14 protein-coding genes are annotated in these 20,541 nt (G+C 68.6%); 5 read left to right on the top strand and 9 right to left on the bottom strand.

What is annotated here, in order from left to right:
* Positions 1–154 precede the first annotated feature (154 nt).
* From mfd to hutH, 5 genes are all read right to left on the bottom strand, one after another.
* On the bottom strand, positions 155–3,766 hold the full coding sequence (mfd, locus tag WFH00_RS01125; RefSeq protein WP_336658709.1) for a transcription-repair coupling factor: 3,612 nt from the start codon (positions 3,764–3,766) through the stop codon (positions 155–157).
* Positions 3,763–4,389, bottom strand: coding sequence for an aminoacyl-tRNA hydrolase (gene pth / locus WFH00_RS01130; protein ID WP_336658710.1), 627 nt, complete (start codon positions 4,387–4,389; stop codon positions 3,763–3,765). The genes mfd and pth overlap by 4 nt, the downstream gene beginning before the upstream one ends.
* Positions 4,390–4,623: 234 nt before the next feature.
* The gene (locus WFH00_RS01135; RefSeq protein WP_336658711.1) at positions 4,624–5,205 is read right to left on the bottom strand and encodes a 50S ribosomal protein L25/general stress protein Ctc; all 582 of its coding nucleotides are present in this window, start codon (positions 5,203–5,205) and stop codon (positions 4,624–4,626) included.
* Positions 5,206–5,466: 261 nt separating this feature from the next.
* On the bottom strand, positions 5,467–6,261 hold the full coding sequence (locus tag WFH00_RS01140) for an IclR family transcriptional regulator (protein ID WP_336658713.1): 795 nt from the start codon (positions 6,259–6,261) through the stop codon (positions 5,467–5,469).
* Positions 6,262–6,342: 81 nt separating this feature from the next.
* Positions 6,343–7,941 (bottom strand): histidine ammonia-lyase, encoded by a 1,599-nt coding sequence (gene hutH, locus WFH00_RS01145; protein WP_336658714.1) that lies wholly within the window; start codon positions 7,939–7,941, stop codon positions 6,343–6,345.
* 161 nt (positions 7,942–8,102) lie between these two features.
* Between hutH and WFH00_RS01150 the strand changes: the two genes are divergently transcribed.
* Positions 8,103–9,044, top strand: a complete 942-nt coding sequence (locus WFH00_RS01150; protein ID WP_336658715.1) for an arginase family protein — start codon at positions 8,103–8,105, stop codon at positions 9,042–9,044.
* A gap of 79 nt (positions 9,045–9,123) precedes the next feature.
* Here WFH00_RS01150 and WFH00_RS01155 read toward each other — a convergent pair whose 3' ends face one another.
* Together WFH00_RS01155 and WFH00_RS01160 are read right to left on the bottom strand one after the other, a co-directional pair.
* Positions 9,124–9,789, bottom strand: coding sequence for a uracil-DNA glycosylase (locus tag WFH00_RS01155; RefSeq protein WP_336659167.1), 666 nt, complete (start codon positions 9,787–9,789; stop codon positions 9,124–9,126).
* A 23-nt stretch (positions 9,790–9,812) separates the two neighbouring features.
* Entirely contained in the window at positions 9,813–10,586 is a 774-nt protein-coding gene (locus tag WFH00_RS01160) for an SDR family oxidoreductase (RefSeq protein WP_336658716.1), read from the bottom strand.
* A 229-nt stretch (positions 10,587–10,815) separates the two neighbouring features.
* Between WFH00_RS01160 and WFH00_RS01165 the strand changes: the two genes are divergently transcribed.
* The 3 genes from WFH00_RS01165 (at position 10,816) to WFH00_RS01175 (ending at position 14,102) form a co-directional block, all read left to right on the top strand.
* Complete coding sequence (locus WFH00_RS01165) at positions 10,816–12,141, top strand: bifunctional o-acetylhomoserine/o-acetylserine sulfhydrylase (protein WP_336658718.1); 1,326 nt, start codon at positions 10,816–10,818, stop codon at positions 12,139–12,141.
* 17 nt (positions 12,142–12,158) lie between these two features.
* Positions 12,159–13,364: a homoserine O-acetyltransferase MetX gene (gene metX / locus WFH00_RS01170; protein ID WP_336658720.1), complete on the top strand. Its 1,206-nt coding sequence runs from the start codon at positions 12,159–12,161 to the stop codon at positions 13,362–13,364.
* Positions 13,365–13,514: 150 nt separating this feature from the next.
* Positions 13,515–14,102: a hypothetical protein gene (locus tag WFH00_RS01175; RefSeq protein ID WP_336658721.1), complete on the top strand. Its 588-nt coding sequence runs from the start codon at positions 13,515–13,517 to the stop codon at positions 14,100–14,102.
* A gap of 3 nt (positions 14,103–14,105) precedes the next feature.
* Here WFH00_RS01175 and WFH00_RS01180 read toward each other — a convergent pair whose 3' ends face one another.
* Entirely contained in the window at positions 14,106–15,152 is a 1,047-nt protein-coding gene (locus WFH00_RS01180) for a hemolysin family protein (RefSeq protein WP_336658722.1), read from the bottom strand.
* Positions 15,149–16,507: a hemolysin family protein gene (locus WFH00_RS01185; RefSeq protein ID WP_336658723.1), complete on the bottom strand. Its 1,359-nt coding sequence runs from the start codon at positions 16,505–16,507 to the stop codon at positions 15,149–15,151. The genes WFH00_RS01180 and WFH00_RS01185 overlap by 4 nt, the downstream gene beginning before the upstream one ends.
* 339 nt (positions 16,508–16,846) lie before the next feature.
* On the opposite strand from WFH00_RS01185, the gene WFH00_RS01190 reads away from it, so the two are divergent.
* A complete protein-coding gene (locus WFH00_RS01190) occupies positions 16,847–20,539 on the top strand; it encodes a multifunctional oxoglutarate decarboxylase/oxoglutarate dehydrogenase thiamine pyrophosphate-binding subunit/dihydrolipoyllysine-residue succinyltransferase subunit (protein ID WP_336658724.1) in 3,693 nt (1,230 codons plus the stop codon).
* Positions 20,540–20,541: the final 2 nt, after the last annotated feature.

Below are 20,541 nucleotides of genomic sequence, written 5' to 3' on the forward strand. Positions count from 1 at the left end.
ACTCACACGCAGTCCGCGCCTTCCGTGCAGTGGATCACCCGTCGTGCGGATCGAAACTCGGCGTGTCGGTCCTCCTGAGGAGCTTTCCACTGTCTGACGGGCGCGGCACACGAGTGTCGCAGCCAGGAGCGAGGCGCCGCGCGGCGCAGCGCGCCTACGTCGGTTCCTCCTCCAGCAGGGTCGCGAATACGCGGCCCGTCCAGGCAACGATGTCTCCTTCATCGCCGACAGATTTCTGCCCGACGCCAGCGAGCGGGCTTCGCGCCGAGGCGGTGCCGCCGGGGAGCGGGATCTGCAGGCTGCCGGTCGCCTCCATGTAGCGCGACCCCGGGTACATGCGGTTCATGCGCATGCGGCGCGAGTCCGCGAGCTTCACCGGCTCGATGCGCAGTGTCGGGCCCGCGGCGACGACCTTCGAGAGCCCGAGGCGAGACGCCCGGCGGCGCAGCGCCGACACGGCCGCGAGTCGCTCGACCTCGGCGGGCGGGGCGCCGTACCGATCCGTGAGCTCCTCGAGCACGAGCGACACGTGATCCTCGGGAGCTTGCGGATGCGAGGCGGCCGAGAACTTCTGGTACGCCTCGAGTCGCAGTCGCTCGCTCTCGACGTACTCCTCGGGGATGTGCGCGTCGACCGGCAGCTCGAGCACGAGCTCCGTGGTGCCTGCGACGTCCTCGCCCTTGAACGTGCTCACGGCCTCGCCGATCATCCGCAGGTACAGGTCGAAACCGACGCCCGCGATGTGCCCCGATTGCTCGCCGCCGAGCAGGTTGCCCGCTCCGCGCAGCTCGAGGTCCTTGAGAGCCACCTGCATGCCCGAGCCCAGCTCGTTGTTCGTCGCGAGCGTGTCGAGTCGCTCGTGCGCCTGCTCGCTGAGCGGCTTGTCGGGGTCGTAGAGGAAGTACGCGTACGCCCGCTCACGGCTTCGGCCGACGCGGCCGCGCAGCTGGTGCAACTGGCTCAGACCGTACTTGTCGGCGGAGTCGATGATGATGGTGTTCGCGTTCGCGATGTCGAGCCCGGTCTCGATGATCGTGGTGGAGACCAGCACATCGAACTTGCGCTCCCAGAAATCTTGCACGACCTGCTCCAGCTGGTGCTCGCTGAGCTTGCCGTGGGCAACCGCGACCCGGGCCTCGGGCACGAGCTCGGCGATCTGGTTCGCAATGCGCGTGATCGACTGCACGCGGTTGTGCACGAAGAACACCTGCCCCTCCCGCAGCAGCTCGCGACGGATGGCCGCGGTTATCTGCTTGTCGCTGCGGGGGCCCACGAAGGTCAGAATCGGGTGGCGATCTTCGGGAGCGGTCGCGAGCGTCGACATCTCGCGGATGCCCGTCACCGCCATCTCAAGCGTGCGAGGAATCGGCGTGGCGCTCATCGCCAGGATGTCGACGTTCGTCTTGAGCTTCTTGAGCGCGTCCTTGTGCTCCACGCCGAAGCGCTGCTCCTCGTCGATGATGACGAGGCCCAGATCTTTGTAGTGCACGTTGTCGGAGAGCAGGCGATGGGTGCCGATGACGACGTCCACGGTGCCCGCTGCGAGGCCGTCAAGCGTGTCCTTCGCCTCCTTGTCGGACTGGAACCTGCTCAGGGGGCGCAGCCGCACCGGGAAGCCCGCGAAGCGATTCTGGAATGTCTCGAGGTGCTGATTCACGAGCAGCGTCGTCGGCACCAGCATGGCGACCTGCTTGCCGTCTTGCACCGCCTTGAACGCAGCGCGCACGGCCACCTCGGTCTTACCGAAGCCCACGTCGCCCGCGATGAGTCGATCCATCGGGATCGACCGCTCCATGTCGCGCTTCACTTCGTCGATAGTGGTGAGCTGATCGAGCGTCTCGGCGAAAGGGAAGGCTTCTTCGAGCTCGTGCTGCCACGGGGTGTCGGTGGAGAACGCGAAGCCCTTCGACGCCACGCGCGCGGAGTACAGCTTCACGAGCTCGACCGCGATGTCGCGGACGGCCTTGCGCGCCTTCTTCTTCGCGGTGGCCCAGTCGCTGCCGCCCATCTTCGAGAGCGCGGGCGCCTCTCCGCCGACGTAGCGGGACAACTGATCGAGCTGATCGGTCGGCACGTACAGCTTGTCTTTCGGCATGCCGCGCTTGGTCGAGGCGTACTCGAGCACGAGATACTCGCGCAGCGCCTTCGTCGCGTCTCGCCCGATGCCGTTGGGCACCATGCGCTGCGTCAGCTCGACGAACTGGCCGATGCCGTGCGTCTCGTGCACCACGTAATCGCCCGGATTCAGCTTGAGCGGATCGACAACGTTCTTGCCCCGCCGCTTCGCGAGCTTCTGCCCAGCGGCGGCCTGCGACCCCGCGGACCGGCCGAAGAACTCCGACTCGGTCGCGAGCAGCAGCCTCGCCTCGCCGCTCTCGAAACCTGCCCAGGCGGTGCCCGCGACGAGGTACACCACACCGTCTTCGAGCGACTCGGGAAGCTCGTCGACGATCCGCGCCGCAGCTCCGGCTTCCGCCAGCACGTCGCGGGCGCGCTCTACGAGCCCGACGCCCTGCGCCGTCACGACGGCATGCCACCCCTCCCGCAAACGCTCGCCGATGAGGCGGATCGCGGCACCGGTCGCGTCCCCTGCCTGTGCGGGCCTCGGGAAGATATTGCCGCCGACGGCAAGCACGGAGGGGTCCGCCAACGACGCACCCTCGGCAGACTCGTCGCGCACGAAATTCGAGATCGTCCACCACGGCCGCCCCTGGGACGCCTTCCGCAGCTCCCCGATCGAGAGCATGCCGCTGTCTTCGGTGGGAACGGGCGCGTCGCCTCCCGCAGTAGCCGCTTGCCACGCTGCCTCGAGGAACTCGCGATTCGTATCAGCGAGGCTGACCGCGCGGCTCGCCACGCGCTCGGGCGACGCGACGAGCACGGCGCCGCCCTCGGGCAGCAGCGACGTGATCGGTGCGACTCCCGCTACGAGCTGCGGGAGCAGGCTCTCCATGCCCTCGACCGGGATGCCCTGGCTCATCTTCTCGAGCAGAGAGCTGAGCGCTGGGAAGCGCGGGAGGAGCTCGGCCGCGCGCTCGCGGACCTCTTCCGTGAGCAGGAGTTCGCGGGCAGGCCAGAGCTCGATCTCCGCGAGCGGGTCGCCGGCGCTGCGCTGATCCGCCACAGCGAAGCGCTTGATCTGATCAACCTCGTCGCCGAAGAAGTCGACTCGCACGGCCTGCTCCGCAGTGGGAGGAAAGACGTCGAGGATGCCGCCGCGCACCGCGAACTCGCCGCGTCGCGTCACCATGTCGACCCGGGTATAGGCGTACTCCACCAGCCCCCGCGCGACCGTCTCGAGACCCTCGGAGTTCTGCCCGGCCGCGAGCACGATCGGCTCCGCGGCCGCGGCGTGGGGCGACACCGGCTGCAGCGCCGCGCGCACCGAAGCGACGACAATCAGGGGCCGCTCCCCCGAGTGCTCGCGCAGGAGCCGGAGCGCCGCCGCGCGGCGTCCCACGGTCTCCGCGCTCGGGCTCAGGCGCTCGTGCGGCAGCGTCTCCCACGCCGGGAACTCCACCGCCTGAGCCTCGGGCATCAGCGAGGCGAGCGCACTCCGCAGCGCGTCAGCCTCGCGGCTCGTCGCCGCGATGATCAGCAGCGCGCCCCGATCGTCGGCCGCCAGGCGACGCCGATACATCCCCGCGATGAGCGGGGCGCGGAGCCCCTCCGTCACCGAGAGTTCGACGTCCGTCGCGCTTGAGTCGAGCGCGGCCGCGAACGACGGCGACGCCTCGAGCAGTCGGTCGAGGCCCCTGAGCGTCACTGCGCGCTCCGAGCGTGGAAGCGCTGCTGCGCCGCGAGCAGGCCGTCATCGACGAGAGCCTCGGTCGCGTCTGCCGCGTCTTCGATGAGCACCGCAAGGTTGCTGCGCTCCGCGGTCGCGAACGGCTTGAGCACGAAGTCTGCCGGATCCTGCTGGCCAGGCGGTCGCCCGATGCCGATGCGCACCCGCAGAAACTCCGGGGTCGCGAGCGCCTTCGCGATGTCACGGAGACCGTTGTGCCCGCCGTGGCCACCGCCCTGCTTCAGCTTCACGGTGTCGAACGGCAGGTCAAGATCGTCGTGCAGCACGATCACCCGCTCAGCGGGAATGCCGAAGTATTGCGCGAGCGCAGAGGCGGGGCCTCCCGACGTGTTCATGTAGCCGTTCGACTTCGCGAGGATCAGCTTCGGCCCGCCGGGGCGAACGCGGCCCTCGGCAACCCGAGCGCCGGTGCGGTGAGCAGAGAACTTGCCGCCGATGCGATCAGCGAGCACATCGAGCGCCATCTGACCCACATTGTGGCGCGTCGCCTCGTACTTCGCGCCGGGGTTTCCCAGGCCCATGACGAGCCAGGTGTCGTCGCTCACGCGATCCTCCGCTTCTTTCCGCTTGCGCCAGAACATTGATTGCCTCGCATTCCATCTTCGCAGGAGCCACCGACATTCATGGCCGTTCGCCTACCAGGCCGCACGACGCCCGCTGCCTGCGGCGCCGCGCGCATCACGCGCCGCGATCCGCCACCCCGAATTTGCAGGCCGCGAATTCCCCGCAATGCCCCGCGACCGCGCGCAAAAACACGAACGGCCCGCCGGCCGGCGACGCATCGCCGAGCCGACGGGCCCGAGTTCGTGGGGAGGTTACTCCGCAGCCGCCTCGTCAGCAGCCTCGTCCTCGGCAGCACCGCGCGGCACGACGATGTTCACGACCAGCTGCTCGGGATCACCGATGAGCGAAGCGCCCTCGGGCAGCGCGATCGCGCCGGCGAGAATCTGCGCGCCCTCTTCGAGGCCCTCGACGCTGACCTCGACGTTCTCCGGGATGGAGGTCGCGGGAACGCTGAGGTGGATGGTGTTGAGCTCCTGCAGTGCGTTGGTACCGGAGAAGGACTCACCGGTGACGTGCAGCGGCACCTCGACGTCGACAGTCTCGCCCTGGTTGATGACGATGAGGTCGATGTGCTCGATGATCTGGCGTACCGGATCGCGCTGCACGTCCTTGACGAGCACGAGCTGCTTCTCGCCCGAGAGGTCGAGCTCGATGAGCGCGTTCGCGTGGCGCACGATCAGGCTGAGCGGGTGGGTCTCGACCGAGACGTGGATCGGGTCGGTGCCGTGACCGTACACGACCGCGGGGGTCTGGCCGGCTGCACGCAGCTTGCGGGCAGCGCCCTTGCCGAACGATTCGCGGCGGTTGCCGACGAGCTGGTTGCTTGCGCTCATGATGATTTCTCCTTGCGGGCTCTCGCCCAACGTCGGGCGGTCTGGCCGCCGGATTGGTGTCTCGCACTCGCGTAGTTACGCAGCAAGATGGCCCGCTGAGGCAGTCCGTCCCGCGTCGATCACGGGCTCAGAGGCCCCTCGCCGAAGTACAGCCACCGAGTCTACACCATGCGACACGGGAGATTTTCGTCCCGCGGGGAGCCTCGAGAAGGCGAGGCAGGCCGGTGCAGGCGCGTGCAGGCGCGACAGAAGCGGGGCGGATCACCCGCGCCCCGGCGACCGCACTCCCCGCCCGTGGATCCGCGCCGACAGGGTCTTCGCCGTCGCGCGAACCTCCTCCGCGAGACCCGCCGCGACCGCCGTATCGACCGCTCCCTCCGGGTATGTCACCGCGATCGCCGCGACCGGCCACCCGCGGTGGTCGAGCACCGGTACGCCGACCGACGAGAGCCCTTCGGTGACCGCCCCCTCCTCGAGCGCGTATCCACGCGTCAGCGTCGCGTCGAGCACACTCCGGAGGCGCGAGTAGCGATCGATGTCGTCGGTGGACGAGTGGCGATGCACGAAGGACTCGCGGTCGGGAAACAGGGCGCGCACCTGCGCCTTGGGCAGCGCCGCGAGGATCGCACGACCGCTCGCGGTCAGCTGCATGGGCAGACGCACGTCGACGTCGGTGACGAGGGGCGGCGAACCGGGCGCTCGCTCCTCCACGACGTACAGCACGTCGCGCCCGTGCGGCACCGCGAGGTGACCGCTCAAGCGCACCCGATCGACGAGGGCCGCGAGCAGCGGGCGGCCGAGCCGGGCAAGCGGTTCCTGGCGCTCGTAGGCCGAGCTCAGTTCGACGGCCGCGATCCCGAGCCCGTAGCGTCGCTCCTCCGGCAGGTGCATCACGAAGCCGTGCTCCTGCAGCGCGTCGAGCAGTTGATACACCGTCGAGCGCGGCAGTTCGAGCTGCGTGGCGATCATGCTCGCGGCGAGCGGCCCCCGGGAGCGCGCGAGGAGCCGGAGGATCCTGAGCGTCTGATCCGCCGCCGGAACCTTCGGTGCCCCCATGCCTCGAAGCCTAGACCCGCCGGCGCACGACGCGCGCAACACGCGCAACGTGCATCACGCGCACAACGTGCATCACACGCATTACGCGAGCGGAGCGCCGAGCGCGCCCGCCACCGCCTCGAGCACGTCGCCGCCGCTCACGAAGTCGTGCGCCGCCGCGATGTCCGGCGAGAGAAAGGCGTCGGTGTCGGGCGCGCTCACTCGCGAGCGGAAGAGGCGGTGCACGGCCGCTGTCGCGGGGGCAGGATCGCCCGAGCCCGCTGCCGCCCGGAAGTCGAGGGCTCGTGTCGAGGCGAGCAGCTCGATGCCGAGCACGCGCGCGAGTCCGTCGATGGAGCGTCGGAGCTTTCGCGCCGCTGCCCAGCCCATCGACACGTGATCCTCCTGCATCGCCGACGACGGGATGGAGTCGACCGAGGCGGGTGCCGCCAGGCGCTTCAGCTCGGACACGATCCCGGCGGCGGTGTACTGGGCGATCATGAGCCCGGAGTCGAGGCCGGCGTCGGCCGCGAGGAACGGCGGGAGGCCGTGGTTGCGGGCCACATCGAGGAAGCGATCCGTGCGACGCTCCGAGATGCTCGCGACGTCGGCCGCCGCGATCGCTAGGAAGTCGAGCACGTACGCCACGGGAGCGCCGTGGAAGTTGCCGTTCGACTCGACGCGCCCGTCGGGCAGCACCACCGGATTGTCGATCGCGGAGACGAGTTCGATGCTCGCGACGCGGGCCGCGTGCTCCGCGGTGTCGCGCGCGGCGCCGTGCACCTGCGGCGCGCAGCGCAGCGAGTAGGCATCCTGCACACGGGTGAACTCCCCCTCGCGCGGCCGCTGCACGAGCGACGAGCCCTCGAGCACCCGCAGCATGTTGGATGCGGCGAGCGCCTGGCCCGGGTGGGGCCGGAGCGCGTGCAGATCGGCGGCGAACACGGCGTCGGTGCCCGTCAGCGCCTCCACCGATGCGGCCGCCGCGACGTCGGCGACGGCGAGGAGTCCCGCGAGGTCGTGCAGCGCGAGGCAGAGCATGCCGAGCATGCCGTCCGTGCCGTTGATGAGCGCGAGGCCCTCTTTCTCGGCGAGCACGAGCGGTTCGATGCCCGCGGCGGAGAGCGCCTCGGCGGCCGGAACGGCAGGGCCCTCCGGACCCGCCGCCGTGCGCACGTCGCCCTCGCCCATGAGCGTGAGCGCGCAGTGAGCGAGGGGGCTGAGGTCGCCCGAGCAGCCGAGTGACCCGTATTCGTGCACCACCGGGGTGATTCCGGCGTTCAGGATCGCGGCGTACGTCTCGACGACCTCGACCCGCACGCCCGTGCGGCCGCTCGCGAGCGTGTTCAGACGCAACAGCATGAGCGCGCGCACCACCTCGCGTTCGACCTCCGCCCCGGCGCCGGCGGCGTGCGAACGGATGAGGCTCCGCTGCAGCTGCTGCCGCTTCTCGACCGGAATCTGCACCTTCGCGAGCGCCCCAAAGCCCGTGGAGACGCCGTAGTGCGGCTGGGTGTCACCGGCGAGCTCCTCGATGACGCGGCGGCTCTCCGCGACGCGCTCCAGCGCCTCAGTAGCGACCTCGACCCTCGCGTCGTGCCGCGCCACCGCCACCACGTCGGAGATCGTGAGGGGCGCAGCTCCCAGGAGCACGGTCTCGAGGAGGTCAGAGTTCTGGCGCGCGGTGTCGTGATCGGTCATGGTCCGATCTCAGCGCATGCGGCACCGCGACTGGTCGCGTTTTCCGCGGCGGGCGTCCGGGATCCCGGACAGCGCCGGACGTTTCCCCGGTGCCCCTCGCCGCTCCTTCCCCGCACACTGGGGAAATCACCGACCCCGCTCTACCTTCTCGAGGAGAATCGATGGACGCACCGCTGCCACACGATCCCGCCTGGCCGCGCACAGGCGGCTGGGCCGTTCCCGGCGCGGACGCGATCGATCTCGGCATCATCGGCATCCCGACGGCGCGCACCTCACTTTCCGAGACGCGGGCGGATCGCACCCCCGCCGCCATCCGCTCCGCCCTCCGGAGATACTCGAGTCACGTCGTCTCACCGGGCGCACCAGGGGCCCGCGGTGACGAAGCGCAAATCGTGATCGACGAGGCCCTCCGCATCGTCGACGCCGGAGACTGCGCCGATCCCGATACCGAGTCGGGTGAGCGGGACGCCACGACGGCGGTGCGCGAGCTCGCCGCTCGCAGTGAACTCGTCGTCGCGCTGGGCGGCGACAACGCGCTCACCGTTCCGGCAGCACTCGGGGTTTTCGGCGATGCGCTCGGTACCGCGGGCCTCATCACCTTCGACGCGCACCACGACCTGCGGGACGGGCGCAGCAACGGGTCGCCGGTGCGGCGGCTCGTGGAGGCCGGACTCGATCCGCGCCGCATCGTGCAGGTGGGCATCGCCGACTTCGCCAACTCGCGTGCCTACCGGGACCGCGCCCGCGAGCTCGGCATCAGCGTGATTCACCGCGACGAGTTGCACGAGCGGCCGATGCGCGAGGTCGTCGCCGAGGCGCTCGAGATCGCGGGCGCGGCCGGCGGGTCAATCCACGTCGACCTCGACGTCGACGTCTGCGATCGAGCGGTCGCCCCGGGCTGCCCGGCCTCGGTGCCCGGCGGGCTTCAGGCGCACGAACTGCGCCGGGCCGCGCGCCTCCTCGCACGCGATCCACGGGTGCGCGGCATCGACATCGCCGAGGTCGACGCGACGGCGGACGCGCCCGACGGCCGCACGGTGCGACTCGCCGCGCTGCTCGTGCTCGAGGCCGCCGCGGGTCTCGCGGCGCGGCTGGGGCGCTGAGCTCGAACGGAGCTTGAGGATGCAGCGGCGACGAGCTGCAGCGATCCGCACCCGGCCCTGAGCACGGAAAGCTCAGCTGTCAGAACAGCCCGGGCGTGGGCAGCTCCCAGTCAATCGGCGGAGCACCCTGCGCCTCGAGCGCCGCGTTCGCCCGGCTGAACGGGCGGGAGCCGAAGAATCCCCGCGACGCGGAGAGCGGCGACGGATGGGCGCTTTCGATGCGCGGCACGTCGCCGAGGAGCGGCGCCACGGACTGCGCGGGTTTTCCCCAGAGGATCGCGACGAGGGGGCCGCCCCGCTCCGCGAGAGCGGTGATCGCGCGTGCCGTCACGGCCTCCCACCCCTTCCGCTGATGAGAACCGGTCTCTCCCGCGCGCACGGTCAGCACGCGGTTGAGCAGCAGCACGCCCTGATCCGCCCACGGCCGCAGATCCCCGTGCTCCGCGGGCGGCACTCCGAGGTCGTCTTGCAGCTCGCGGTAGATGTTCCGCAGGCTGCGAGGCAGCGGGCGCACATCGGGCGCGGTCGCGAACGAGAGGCCGATGGAGTGACCGGGCGTCGGATACGGATCCTGGCCCACGACGAGCACCCGCACCGACGCGAACGGCCGGCGGAAGGCGGCGAGCACGCGATCCGGCGCCGGCAGCACTTCTGCTCCGGCGGAGCGCTCGGCCGCCACGAACTCCTCGACAGCGGAGAGCTGCGACGCGACCGGAGCCAGCGCCTGCACCCAATCGGGGGCCATGCCCTCGGCGCGCAACGCGATGCTCACTGCGCCTTCGGTGCGAGCTCGCCGCGGTGCGTGTGGAAGACGCTCGACTGCGCGACGGGACGCAGTACGATCAGATCCTGGTTCACGTGCGGCGGCTGCTCGAAGGCGCCGACGAGCACGCGCGCGACATCTTCCGCGGCGAGCGGGATGACATCGGCGTACACCCTGTTCGTCGCCTCCGCGTCGCCTCGCAGCCGCTTCAACGTGAATTCCTCGGTGTGCACGAGCCCCGGCGCGAGCTCCATGACCCGGATCGGCTCGCCGCCGAGCTCCAGGCGCAGCACGCTCGTGACCGCGTGGGCCGCGAACTTCGCGGCGTTGTAGCCGCCTCCGCCCGGGTAGGCGTCGAGGCCCGCGGTGGACGTGAGATTCAGGATCGAGGCCCAGCCCGAGGTGCGCGCGCCCTCGCGCAGCACGGGGAGCATCGCGGCCGTCACCGAACGCAACCCGAGCACGTTCACCTCGAACATGCGGCGCCAATCGTCGTTCGACGATCTCTCCACCGAGTCCGTGCCGAGCGCGCCTCCAGCGTTGTTCACGAGGCCCGTCGCACCGCCCGTCTCAGCGACCTCCGCCGCCATCTGCGCGACCTGCCCTTCGTCAGTCACGTCGCAGACGATCGTGTGCGCTCCGGTCTCTGCGGCGAGCGCCTCCAGCCGCTCTGCCCGCCGCGCGACGGCCACTGTCTCCCACCCGAGTTCCGCGAAGCGGCGTACCGACGCCGCACCGATTCCCGAGCTCGCTCCCGTGACCACGACCCGTCGCTGCATGCGTTTCTCCTCGCATTGATTCATCCTGTGTTCCCGGTGCACCGCTGCCCGCGTCAGTGCGGGTGCCGCTCCCACCTCGCCTTCGAGCATAGGGTGAGCGATACCGGTGTTGCGGAGCGCTTCACGTTACGCTGCGAGACGCCGCTGATTGCCGCGGGCGCGCGCTTCTCCTACGCTCGGAACATCGCACCAGTCCCGCCACTTGAATCACACTCACTGAGGAGCCGTTATGACAGACCAGAGCGCCTGGGGATTTGAAACCCAGCAGATCCACGCAGGGCAGCAGCCCGACGAGACGGGATCGCGCGCCGTGCCGATCCACCAGACCACCTCGTTCGTGTTCGAGGACACCGAGCAGGCCGCGAACCGCTTCGCGCTCGCTGAGCTCGGCCCGATCTACACGCGTATCACCAACCCGACAACCGCCGTCGCGGAAGAGCGCATCGCCGCGCTCGAGGGCGGCACCGGTGCGCTGCTGCTCGCGAGCGGTCAGGCGGCCTCGACCTTCGCCGTGCTGAACATCGCGAACTCGGGCGACCACATCGTGTCGTCGAGCTCCATCTACGGCGGCACGTACAACCTCTTCAAGTACTCGCTCGCGAAGCTCGGCATCGAGGTGACATTCGTCGAGGATCAGGACGACCCCGCGGCCTGGCAGCGCGCGGTGCGCCCGAACACGAAGCTGTTTTTCGCCGAGTCGATCGCGAACCCCCGTTCGAGCGTGCTCGACATCCGCGCCGTCGCCGATGTCGCCCACGAGAACGGGCTGCCCTTCATCGTCGACAACACGATCGCGAGCCCCTACCTCGTGCGCCCGTTCGAGCACGGCGCCGACATTGTGCTGCACTCGGCGACGAAGTTCCTCGGCGGCCACGGCACGACGATCGGCGGCGTCATCGTCGACGGCGGCAAGTTCGAGTGGTCGAAGAACGTTGAGAAGTTCCCGGGGCTGACCGAACCGGATCCCTCCTACAACGGCGTGAGCTACACGGGCGCCGTCGGCGACGAACTCGCCTACATCATCAAGGCGCGCGTGCAGCTGCTGCGCGACCTCGGCTCCTCAATCGCCCCGCTCAGCGCGTGGCTGCTGCTGCAGGGCATCGAGACGCTCTCCCTCCGCGTTGAGCGTCACGTGCAGAACGCGCAGGAGGTCGCCGAGTGGCTCGACGCGCACGAGGACGTCGCGACCGTCTACTACTCCGGCCTCCCCACGAGCCCGTGGTACGCGACCGCGAACCTCTACGCACCGAAGGGTGTGGGCGCGGTGCTCTCGTTCGAGCTCAAGGGCGGCGTGGATGCGGGTCGCGCGGTGGTCGAGAACGTCGACCTCTTCAGCCACGTCGCGAACATCGGCGACGTCCGCAGCCTCATCATCCACCCCGCATCGACCACGCACTCGCAGCTCACGCCCGAGCAGCAGCTCACCGCGGGTGTGACGCCCGGTCTCGTGCGACTCTCGGTCGGGCTCGAGCACATCGATGACATCAAGGCGGATCTCGAGCGGGGCTTCGCCGCCGCTCGAAAGGTCGTGGCAGAAGCGCAGGCGCAGGCCTAGCGCCAGAATAGGGAGTCATGGACTGGCAGACCCCCGAGGACTCGTTCCCGACAGATTTCATCACTGACGCGCAGTTGCGCGCGCTGATGGGGCGGCCCCCGATCACGGGCGGTTGGCGCGACGGGGACCCCATCGGCGAACGTCAGTTCGTGTCGATCGGTGAGTTCACTACCGAGACCGGCGGTCATCTTCCCCACGTGCGCGTCGCCTACGAGACCTACGGTGAGCTCAATGAGCGCCGCGACAACGCGATTCTGGTCTTCCATGCGCTGACGGGAGACAGCCACCTCGTCGGCCAGTCGACGCCGGGGCACGCGACCGACGGGTGGTGGGCGGAGATCGTCGGCCCGGGCCGGCCCCTCGACACCGACCGCTACTGCATCATCGCGCCCAACGTGCTCGGTGGATGCCAGGGCACGACCGGGCCGGGATCGCTCGACCCGACGGGTCGCGAGTGGGGCGGGCGTTTCCCATACCTCACGATCCGAGACCAGGTCGAGGCGGCCGCTCGCTTCGCGGACGCGCTGGAGATCGACCGCTTCGCCGCGGTCATCGGCGGCTCGATGGGCGGCATGCACGCGCTCGAGTGGGGCATCGCGCATCAGGATCGCGTGGAGCGTCTCGCGGTGATCGCCGCGCCGCCCGTCACCACTGCCGACCAGATCGGGCTCAACCTGGTGCAGCTCGAGGCTATCCGCTCCGATCCCTCGTACCGCGACGGCAACTACTACGACTCACCGGACGGCATCGGCCCCCACCACGGCCTCGCGACCGCGCGGCGCCTCGCGCTGCTCAACTACCGCAGCAACACGGAACTCGACGAGCGCTTCGGGCGCGCATGGCAGTCGGCCGTGAGTCCGCTCGGCGGCGGCGGGCGTTTCGCGGTCGAGTCGTATCTCGACTTCCACGGCAACAAGTTCACGCGCCGCTTCGATGCGGGCAGCTATGTGACCCTCGTGCAAGCCATGAACTCCCACGATGTGGGACGCGGACGCGGCGGGGTGCGAGCCGCGCTCTCCACGCTCGAGCTCCCCACACTCGTGCTCGGGATCCCGAGTGACCGCCTCTTCACGCTCGCGGGGCAGGACGAGATCGCTCGCCATACGCCCGGAAGCCTCGACGGCACCCTCGCGACGCGGATCGATTCGCCGTTCGGCCACGATGCGTTCCTGATCGAGTTCGAACTCGTGGGTGCTCAGCTGCGGCGGTTGCTCGACATATGAGACGGCCTGCGAACGTCAGATTCCACTCGCAGGCGGCACACGGGCGCCTCCCAATTAGCCCGCGTAGTGTCACGCCTATCGAGGCCGCAATACGCGGCCCGGCTCAGTTGCACCGAAACCCCTGAAGCATCGACGACGGAGGAGCGAAGCTTGACGATCGTGCACGCGCGCACCCCGATGCGGGCTCTCGGCATCGTGGTAATGACCGCGGCCGCTGCCTTGCCGCTCTGCCTCGCGGGCTGCTCCAGCGCACCCGAACCGAGCGCCAGCGCCTCGGAACTCCGCGCCGCGCCCGACTCGGGGCTCCTCGCGATGCCCGTCAACCGCACATACGACGTCGCGGAGATCAACCTCAACGCACCCCTCGCTGCGTCAGTTCTCGGAGCCGCACTCGACGACCAGATCAGCTCCAGCGGGCACCTCATCGTGAACGACGGCATGATCACTGCGGCCGAACTGACCGTGAACTTCTCGGACCTCCCCGAGGCGTCCTTCGTGCAGACGCGGCCGACGCTCATCAAGCACCAGAGCGAGGGCGAGACCCTGCAGTCCGTCGGCACGCTGACCGTCGGCGGCGTGGCCCAACCGAACGCGGTGGTTGAGCTCACGCCGACCGAATGGGGTGAGGATGAGGCGCAGTTCGACGTGACCTTCGCGGTGCCCGATAACGTGATGGCCCCGTCAACGCTCATGCCGTTCGACGAGATCTCCGCGCACCTCCTGCTCGTCGCCCAGTAGCGATCAGGCGAAGCGGCGGCGCCGCGTCGCGTCGTGGATCTCGCCCACCAGCTCCTCGATGACGTCCTCCAGGAAGACTACGCCGAGCACCGTACCCGCGTCGTCGTGAATCCGTGCGAGGTGGATCCCTCGCCCCTGCAGTCGGGCCATCACGTCCTCAAGCTCCGTCGTCACGTGCACCGACTCCATCTCACGGATCCGCTTCGCCGGAATCGGCTGCGAGATACGATCGTCGCCGAGTCGCACGAGGTCCTTGATGTGCACGTAGCCGATGAGTTCGCCGTACTCACCGGCCATCGGGTACCTGGAGAACCCGTGCCGCGCCACCGCCGCCTCGACGTCCTCGGGCGTGGCGCCGGCGGGCAGCACGACGAGACGCTCCGCGGGGACGAGCAGGTCTTGCGCACGCTTCGTCGTGAACTCGAACGCGGCGGTCAGCGCCCCGCTCCGGTCCTCGAGCACGCCCTCGCGCGTCGAGTGACTCACGATGCTCGCGACCTCCTCGAGCGTGAACGTGCTATTCGTCTCCGACTTCGGCTCCACTCGGAACAAGCGCAGCGTACCGTTCGCGATCGCGTTGAGCGCCGCGATCACGTGGCGCAGCAACCGCGAGATGCCGACGAGCGGCGGCGCGAGCAGCAGCACGGCGCGATCCGGCATGGAGAACGCCGCATTCTTCGGCACCATCTCGCCGAAGACGACGTGCAGGTAGGAGACGAGCACGAGCGTCAGTACGAACGCGACGATCGATACCGCCTGCTCGGGGATGCCGGTCCAGTGCAGCGGTCCTTCGAGAAGGTGATGGATCGCCGGTTCTGACACGTTCAGGATCAGCAGCGAGCACACCGTGATGCCAAGCTGGCAAGTCGCGAGCATGAGCGTCGCGTGTTCCATGGCATAGAGCGCGGTCTGCGCCGACTTCGATCCCGCCTCAGCCCGCGGCTCGATCTGCGAGCGGCGCGCAGAGATCACGGCGAACTCAGCGCCGACGAAGAAGGCGTTGGCGATCAGCAGCACGACAAGCCATACGATTCCAGCCCAGTCGCTCATGCGGAGCCCTCCATGTCAGTGCCCGAAGCGTCCTTCTCCGGTGCGTCACCCGCCTCTGCGGTCGGCGCGCTCGTGTAGCGCAACCGCGCGATCCTGCGCCCGTCCATGCGCATGACGCGCAAGACGCCGCCATCAGGCAGTTCGACCTCGTCTCCCGCCTCGGGAATGCGACCGAACTCGTGCAAGAAGTAGCCCGCCGCGGTGTCATATGCGTCGTCTTCCGGCAGCTCGATCCCGGTCTGCTCACGGACTTCGTCAGGCCGCAAGTCTGCCGGGAAGCTCAGCTGGTCGGCCGTGCCGACGACGCCGGCCGCCGCACGGTCGTGTTCGTCTGCGACCTCGCCTACGATCTCTTCGACGAGGTCCTCGAGCGTGACAATGCCGGCGGTGCCGCCGTACTCGTCGACGACGATGGCGAGCTGGAACCCGCTCCCCCGGAGCTCCTCGAGCAATTGATCGAGGTGCATCGTGTCGGGCACGCGCACCGCGTCTTCCATCAGCGCCGCAACCGGCACCTCGTCGCGCTTGCTCCGCGGGACGGAAACGGCCTGCTTCACGTGCACGACACCGACGATGTCGTCGCGATCCTCATCGATCACCGGGAACCGCGAAAAGCCCGTGCGCCCGGAGAGCTCGAGCACGGCGGATGCCGGCTCCAGTCGCTGTAGGCTTTCCACGCGCAGGCGCGGGGTCATCACGTCGCCCGCGCTGAGTTCCGAGAAGCGAAGCGTGCGATCGAGCAGGGTCGCCGTGTCGGCCTCAAGCAGTCCGGCTTCGGCGGAGTGGCGCACCAGCGAGGAGAGTTCTTCGGCTGAGCGCGCTCCTGAGAGCTCCTCCTGCGGTTCGATACCGATGGAGCGGAGGATCCCGTTCGCGCTGCCGTTCAACACCATGACGGCAGGCTTCAGCGTCGTAGTAAATGCTGCCTGCGCGGGCATCACGACCCGAGCAGTCGCGAGCGGCTTGGAAATGGCGAAATTCTTCGGCACGAGTTCGCCGACGATCATCGAGAAGACCGTCGCGATCGCCACCGCGATCGGCGCGGTGATCGCCGGGCGCACGTCTTCGGGAACGCCCAGCGCACCGAGGGCCGGGTCCATGAAGCCGCTCAGTGCGGGCTCGAGCGTGTAACCGGCGAGCAGCGTCGTGAGGGTGATGCCGAGCTGAGCGCTCGAGAGGTGCGTCGACGTTCGGGAGAGACCCCGAATGACGCGGTCAAGACCGCCCTGCCCGGCCGCTCGACGCCGTTCGAGCTCCTGGCGGTCGAGCGCCACGAGAGAGAATTCGGACGCAACGAAGATGCCCGTTCCGACGGTCAGCACGATTCCGATAGTTAAGAGGAGCCAGTCGTTCACTCGTGGCCCCACCCGGAAGCGCTCGGCCGTGACGGCACGTGGCTGCGCACGAAAGTCGGCCACGATTCGACGTGGCGATGGTGAATGGCGCGCCACGAGCTCGCGCGGCCAGCATTCACAGGGGCCCGCGCCTCAGCGCGGCTGGTACTCGGAGGGTCCGACGGTCTTCGAGAGTCTGCGTCCATAGTCCTCCGACACTACCACCCTCACAGTCAGACGCACTGTGAGATTTTACTCGGCGCCAAGAAGATAGGCGTAGGCTTGACTCGGTGCGGCTGAGGCGCCGCAACCACCGACGACATCAATCTTGCAGCACTGCATGAACGAGAGGAAGTCGCTTTGGCGGAGCGCACGGAGACCACCGACCAGGCTGGTCCCGCAGAAGATTTCGGTGCAAATGCATGGCTTGTGGACGAGCTCTGGAAGCAGTTCCAAGTCGACAAGAATTCAGTCGATCGATCGTGGTGGCCGGTCCTCGAAAAGTACGGGTCAACGCTGACCGGTTCGTCAGCGCAGGGCACCCCGACGGCGCAGCCCTCGACCGGGCCGAACACGACGCCCATCTCCACTCCGGCGCAGCCGGCACGCACGACAAAGGCGGCGCCGCGCGTCGCGCCGATTCCGGCGGACGCCCCGAGCACGCCGCGCACGAGCGCTGAAACCGAGGCGCCCGAGGAAGACGTGGTCAAGCCCCTCAAGGGCATGGCGCGCACGCTCTCCAAGAATATGGATCAGAGCATCGCCGTGCCGACTGCCACGAGCGTCCGCACGATTCCCGCGAAGCTCCTCATCGACAACCGCATCGTCATCAACAATCACCTGCGTCGCAGCCGGGGCGGCAAGGTGTCGTTCACGCACCTCATCGGCTGGGCCCTGATCCAGACGCTGAAGGAGTTCCCGAGCCAGAACGTCTCGTACGCCGAGGTCGACGGCAAGCCCTCGATCGTCGCGCCCGCGCACATCGGGCTGGGAATCGCGATCGACGTTCCGAAGGCCGACGGCACGCGCTCACTGCTCGTTCCCGCGGTGAAGCGCGCGGAGACGCTGAACTTCAACGAGTTCCTCTCCTCGTACGAGGACCTCGTGAAGCGGGCGCGCGACAATAAGCTGGGCCCCTCGGACTTCCAGGGCACCACGATCTCGCTCACAAACCCGGGTGGCATCGGCACCGTGCACTCCGTGCCACGGCTCATGCAGGGTCAGGGCAGCATCATCGGCGCGGGCGCGCTCGAGTATCCGGCCGAGTTCCAGGGTGCGGCGCAGGAGACGCTCGATCGCCTCGGCATCTCGAAGACGATCACACTCACGAGCACCTACGACCACCGCGTGATTCAGGGCGCGGGCTCCGGTGAGTTCCTCAAGCTCGTGCACGAGCGCCTCATCGGCAAGCACGATTTCTACGAGGAGATCTTCGCCGCCCTCCGCATTCCCTACAAGCCGGTGCAGTGGGCCTCCGACATCCACGTGGACGCGTTCGGCGCCGTCGACAAGTCTGCGCGCGTGCAGGAGCTCATCAATTCGTTCCGCGTGCGCGGCCACCTCATGGCAGACGTCGATCCGCTCGAGTACCAGCAGCGCACGCACCCCGACCTCGAGATCGAGTCGCACGGGCTGACGTTCTGGGACCTCGACCGCGAGTTCGCGACGGGCGGTATCGGGGGGAAGCGCTCGATGCCCCTCCGTGATATTCTCGGCGTGCTCCGCGACTCGTACTGCCGGAAGATCGGCATCGAGTACATGCACATTCAGGATCCCGCGCAGCGCCTCTGGCTGCGCGAGCAGCTCGAGGTGCCCTACGCCAAGCCGAGCCACGACGAGCAGATGCGGATCCTCGAGAAGCTCAATGAGGCCGAGGCCTTCGAGACGTTCCTGCAGACCAAGTACGTCGGCCAGAAGCGCTTCAGCCTGGAGGGCGGCGAGACCGTCATCCCGTTGCTCGACGCGATGCTCATCGATGCCGCTGAAGACGGCGTCGACAGCGTCGACATCGGCATGGCTCACCGCGGCCGTCTGAACGTGCTGTCAAATATCGCCGGCAAGACCTACGGCCAGATCTTCCGGGAGTTCGAGGGAGCGCAGGCGCAGAAGGCCGGCTCGGGCGACGTGAAGTACCACCTCGGCACGTCAGGTGTCTTCACGGCCCCCAACGGAACGCAGGTGCCGATCCACCTCGCCGCCAACCCGTCGCACCTCGAGACCGTCGACGGGGTGCTTGAGGGCATCGTGCGCGCGAAGCAAGACCTCAAGCCGATCGGCTCCTTCACGACGCTCCCGATCCTGATCCACGGCGATGCCGCGATGGCCGGGCAGGGCGTGGTCTATGAGACGATGCAGATGTCGCAGCTGCGCGGGTACCGCACGGGCGGCACGATCCACATCATCATCAATAACCAGGTGGGCTTCACGACGCTGCCGCTCGATTCGCGCTCGACGCCGTACTCGTCCGACATCGGCAAGGTGGTGCAAGCGCCGATCTTCCACGTGAACGGCGACGACCCCGAGTCGGTCGTTCGCGTCGCGCGTCTCGCTTACGAGTTCCGTCAGCGCTTCCACATCGACGTCGTCATCGATCTCGTCTGCTACCGTCGCCGCGGGCACAACGAGGGCGATGATCCGTCGATGACGCAGCCGCTCATGACCGACCTCATCGAGGCGAAGCGCTCCACGCGTCGCCTGTACACCGGTGCGCTGGTCGGTCGCGGTGATATCACGGAAGAGGAGTACGACAAGGCGAAGCAGGACTTCCAGGATCGGCTCGAGCGAGCCTTCCAGGAGACGCATGCCGCCCAGACCGGCTCGATCCCCGTGATCGATAACAGCGGCATCGGCGAGGTCGCCTCCAGCAGCGGCGGCGCCGATCAGGTGCTCGAGACCGCGGTCGATCGCACCGTGGTCGAGCGGATCGGTGACGCACACGCGAATAAGCCCGACGGCTTCACCGTGCATCAGAAGCTGCAGCAGCTCCTCAACAAGCGGGTCGAGATGAGCCGCGAGGGCGGGATCGACTGGGGCTTCGGCGAGCTGCTCGCACTCGGTTCTCTCCTCATGGAGGGCACCGCCGTGCGCATGGCCGGCCAGGACGCGCGCCGCGGCACCTTCGCGCAGCGCCACGCGGTGTTCCATGACCGCGCGAACGGTCAGGAGTGGATCCCGCTGCTCAACCTCTCCGAGGAGCAGGCGCGTTTCTGGATCTACGACTCGCTACTCTCCGAGTACGCTGCCCTCGCCTACGAGTACGGGTACTCGCTGCAGCGCGAAGACGCGCTCGTGCTATGGGAGGCGCAGTTCGGCGACTTCGCGAACACGGCGCAGGCCGTGATCGACGAGTACATCGCCGCCGCGGAGCAGAAGTGGGGCCAGCAGTCCTCGGTCGTCATGCTCCTCCCCCACGGCTACGAGGGCCAGGGCCCCGACCACTCGTCCGCGCGCATCGAGCGCTACCTGCAGCTCTGCGCCGAGGACAACATGATCGTGGCGCGGCCGTCGACCCCGGCGAACTACTTCCACCTGCTGCGGCGCCAGGCATATGCCCGGCCGCGGAAGCCGCTCATCGTCTTCACGCCGAAGTCGATGCTGCGACTGCGCGGCGCGACGTCGCCGGTCGAGGACTTCACCGAGGGTTCGTTCCAGCCGATCATCGACGACCCCGCGGTCGCTGATCGCTCCAAGGTCGAGCGGGTGCTGCTCGTCTCGGGCAAGATCTACTACGACCTGCGGAACGCGCTCGAGAAGAATCCGGATCCGCGCGTCGCGATCGTGCGCGTCGAGCAGTACTACCCGATCCCCGGGATGCAGCTCGGACGCGTGCTCGCGCAGTACCAGGGTGTCGACCTGGTGTGGGTGCAGGACGAGCCCGAGAACCAGGGCGCGTGGCCGTTCATCTCGCTCGAGCTGTCGAAGGTCCTGGCGAACGATCGCATCCGCGTCGTCTCGCGCGCCGCGTCGGCGGCACCGTCGACCGGCTCGGCGAAGGTGCACGCGACCGAGCAGGAGGCTCTGGTCTCCCGGGCGCTCAGCTTCGACGCCGCGTAACA

Origin of the sequence: Leucobacter sp. USHLN153, from assembly GCF_037145615.1 — a bacterium.
Classification (GTDB): domain Bacteria; phylum Actinomycetota; class Actinomycetes; order Actinomycetales; family Microbacteriaceae; genus Leucobacter.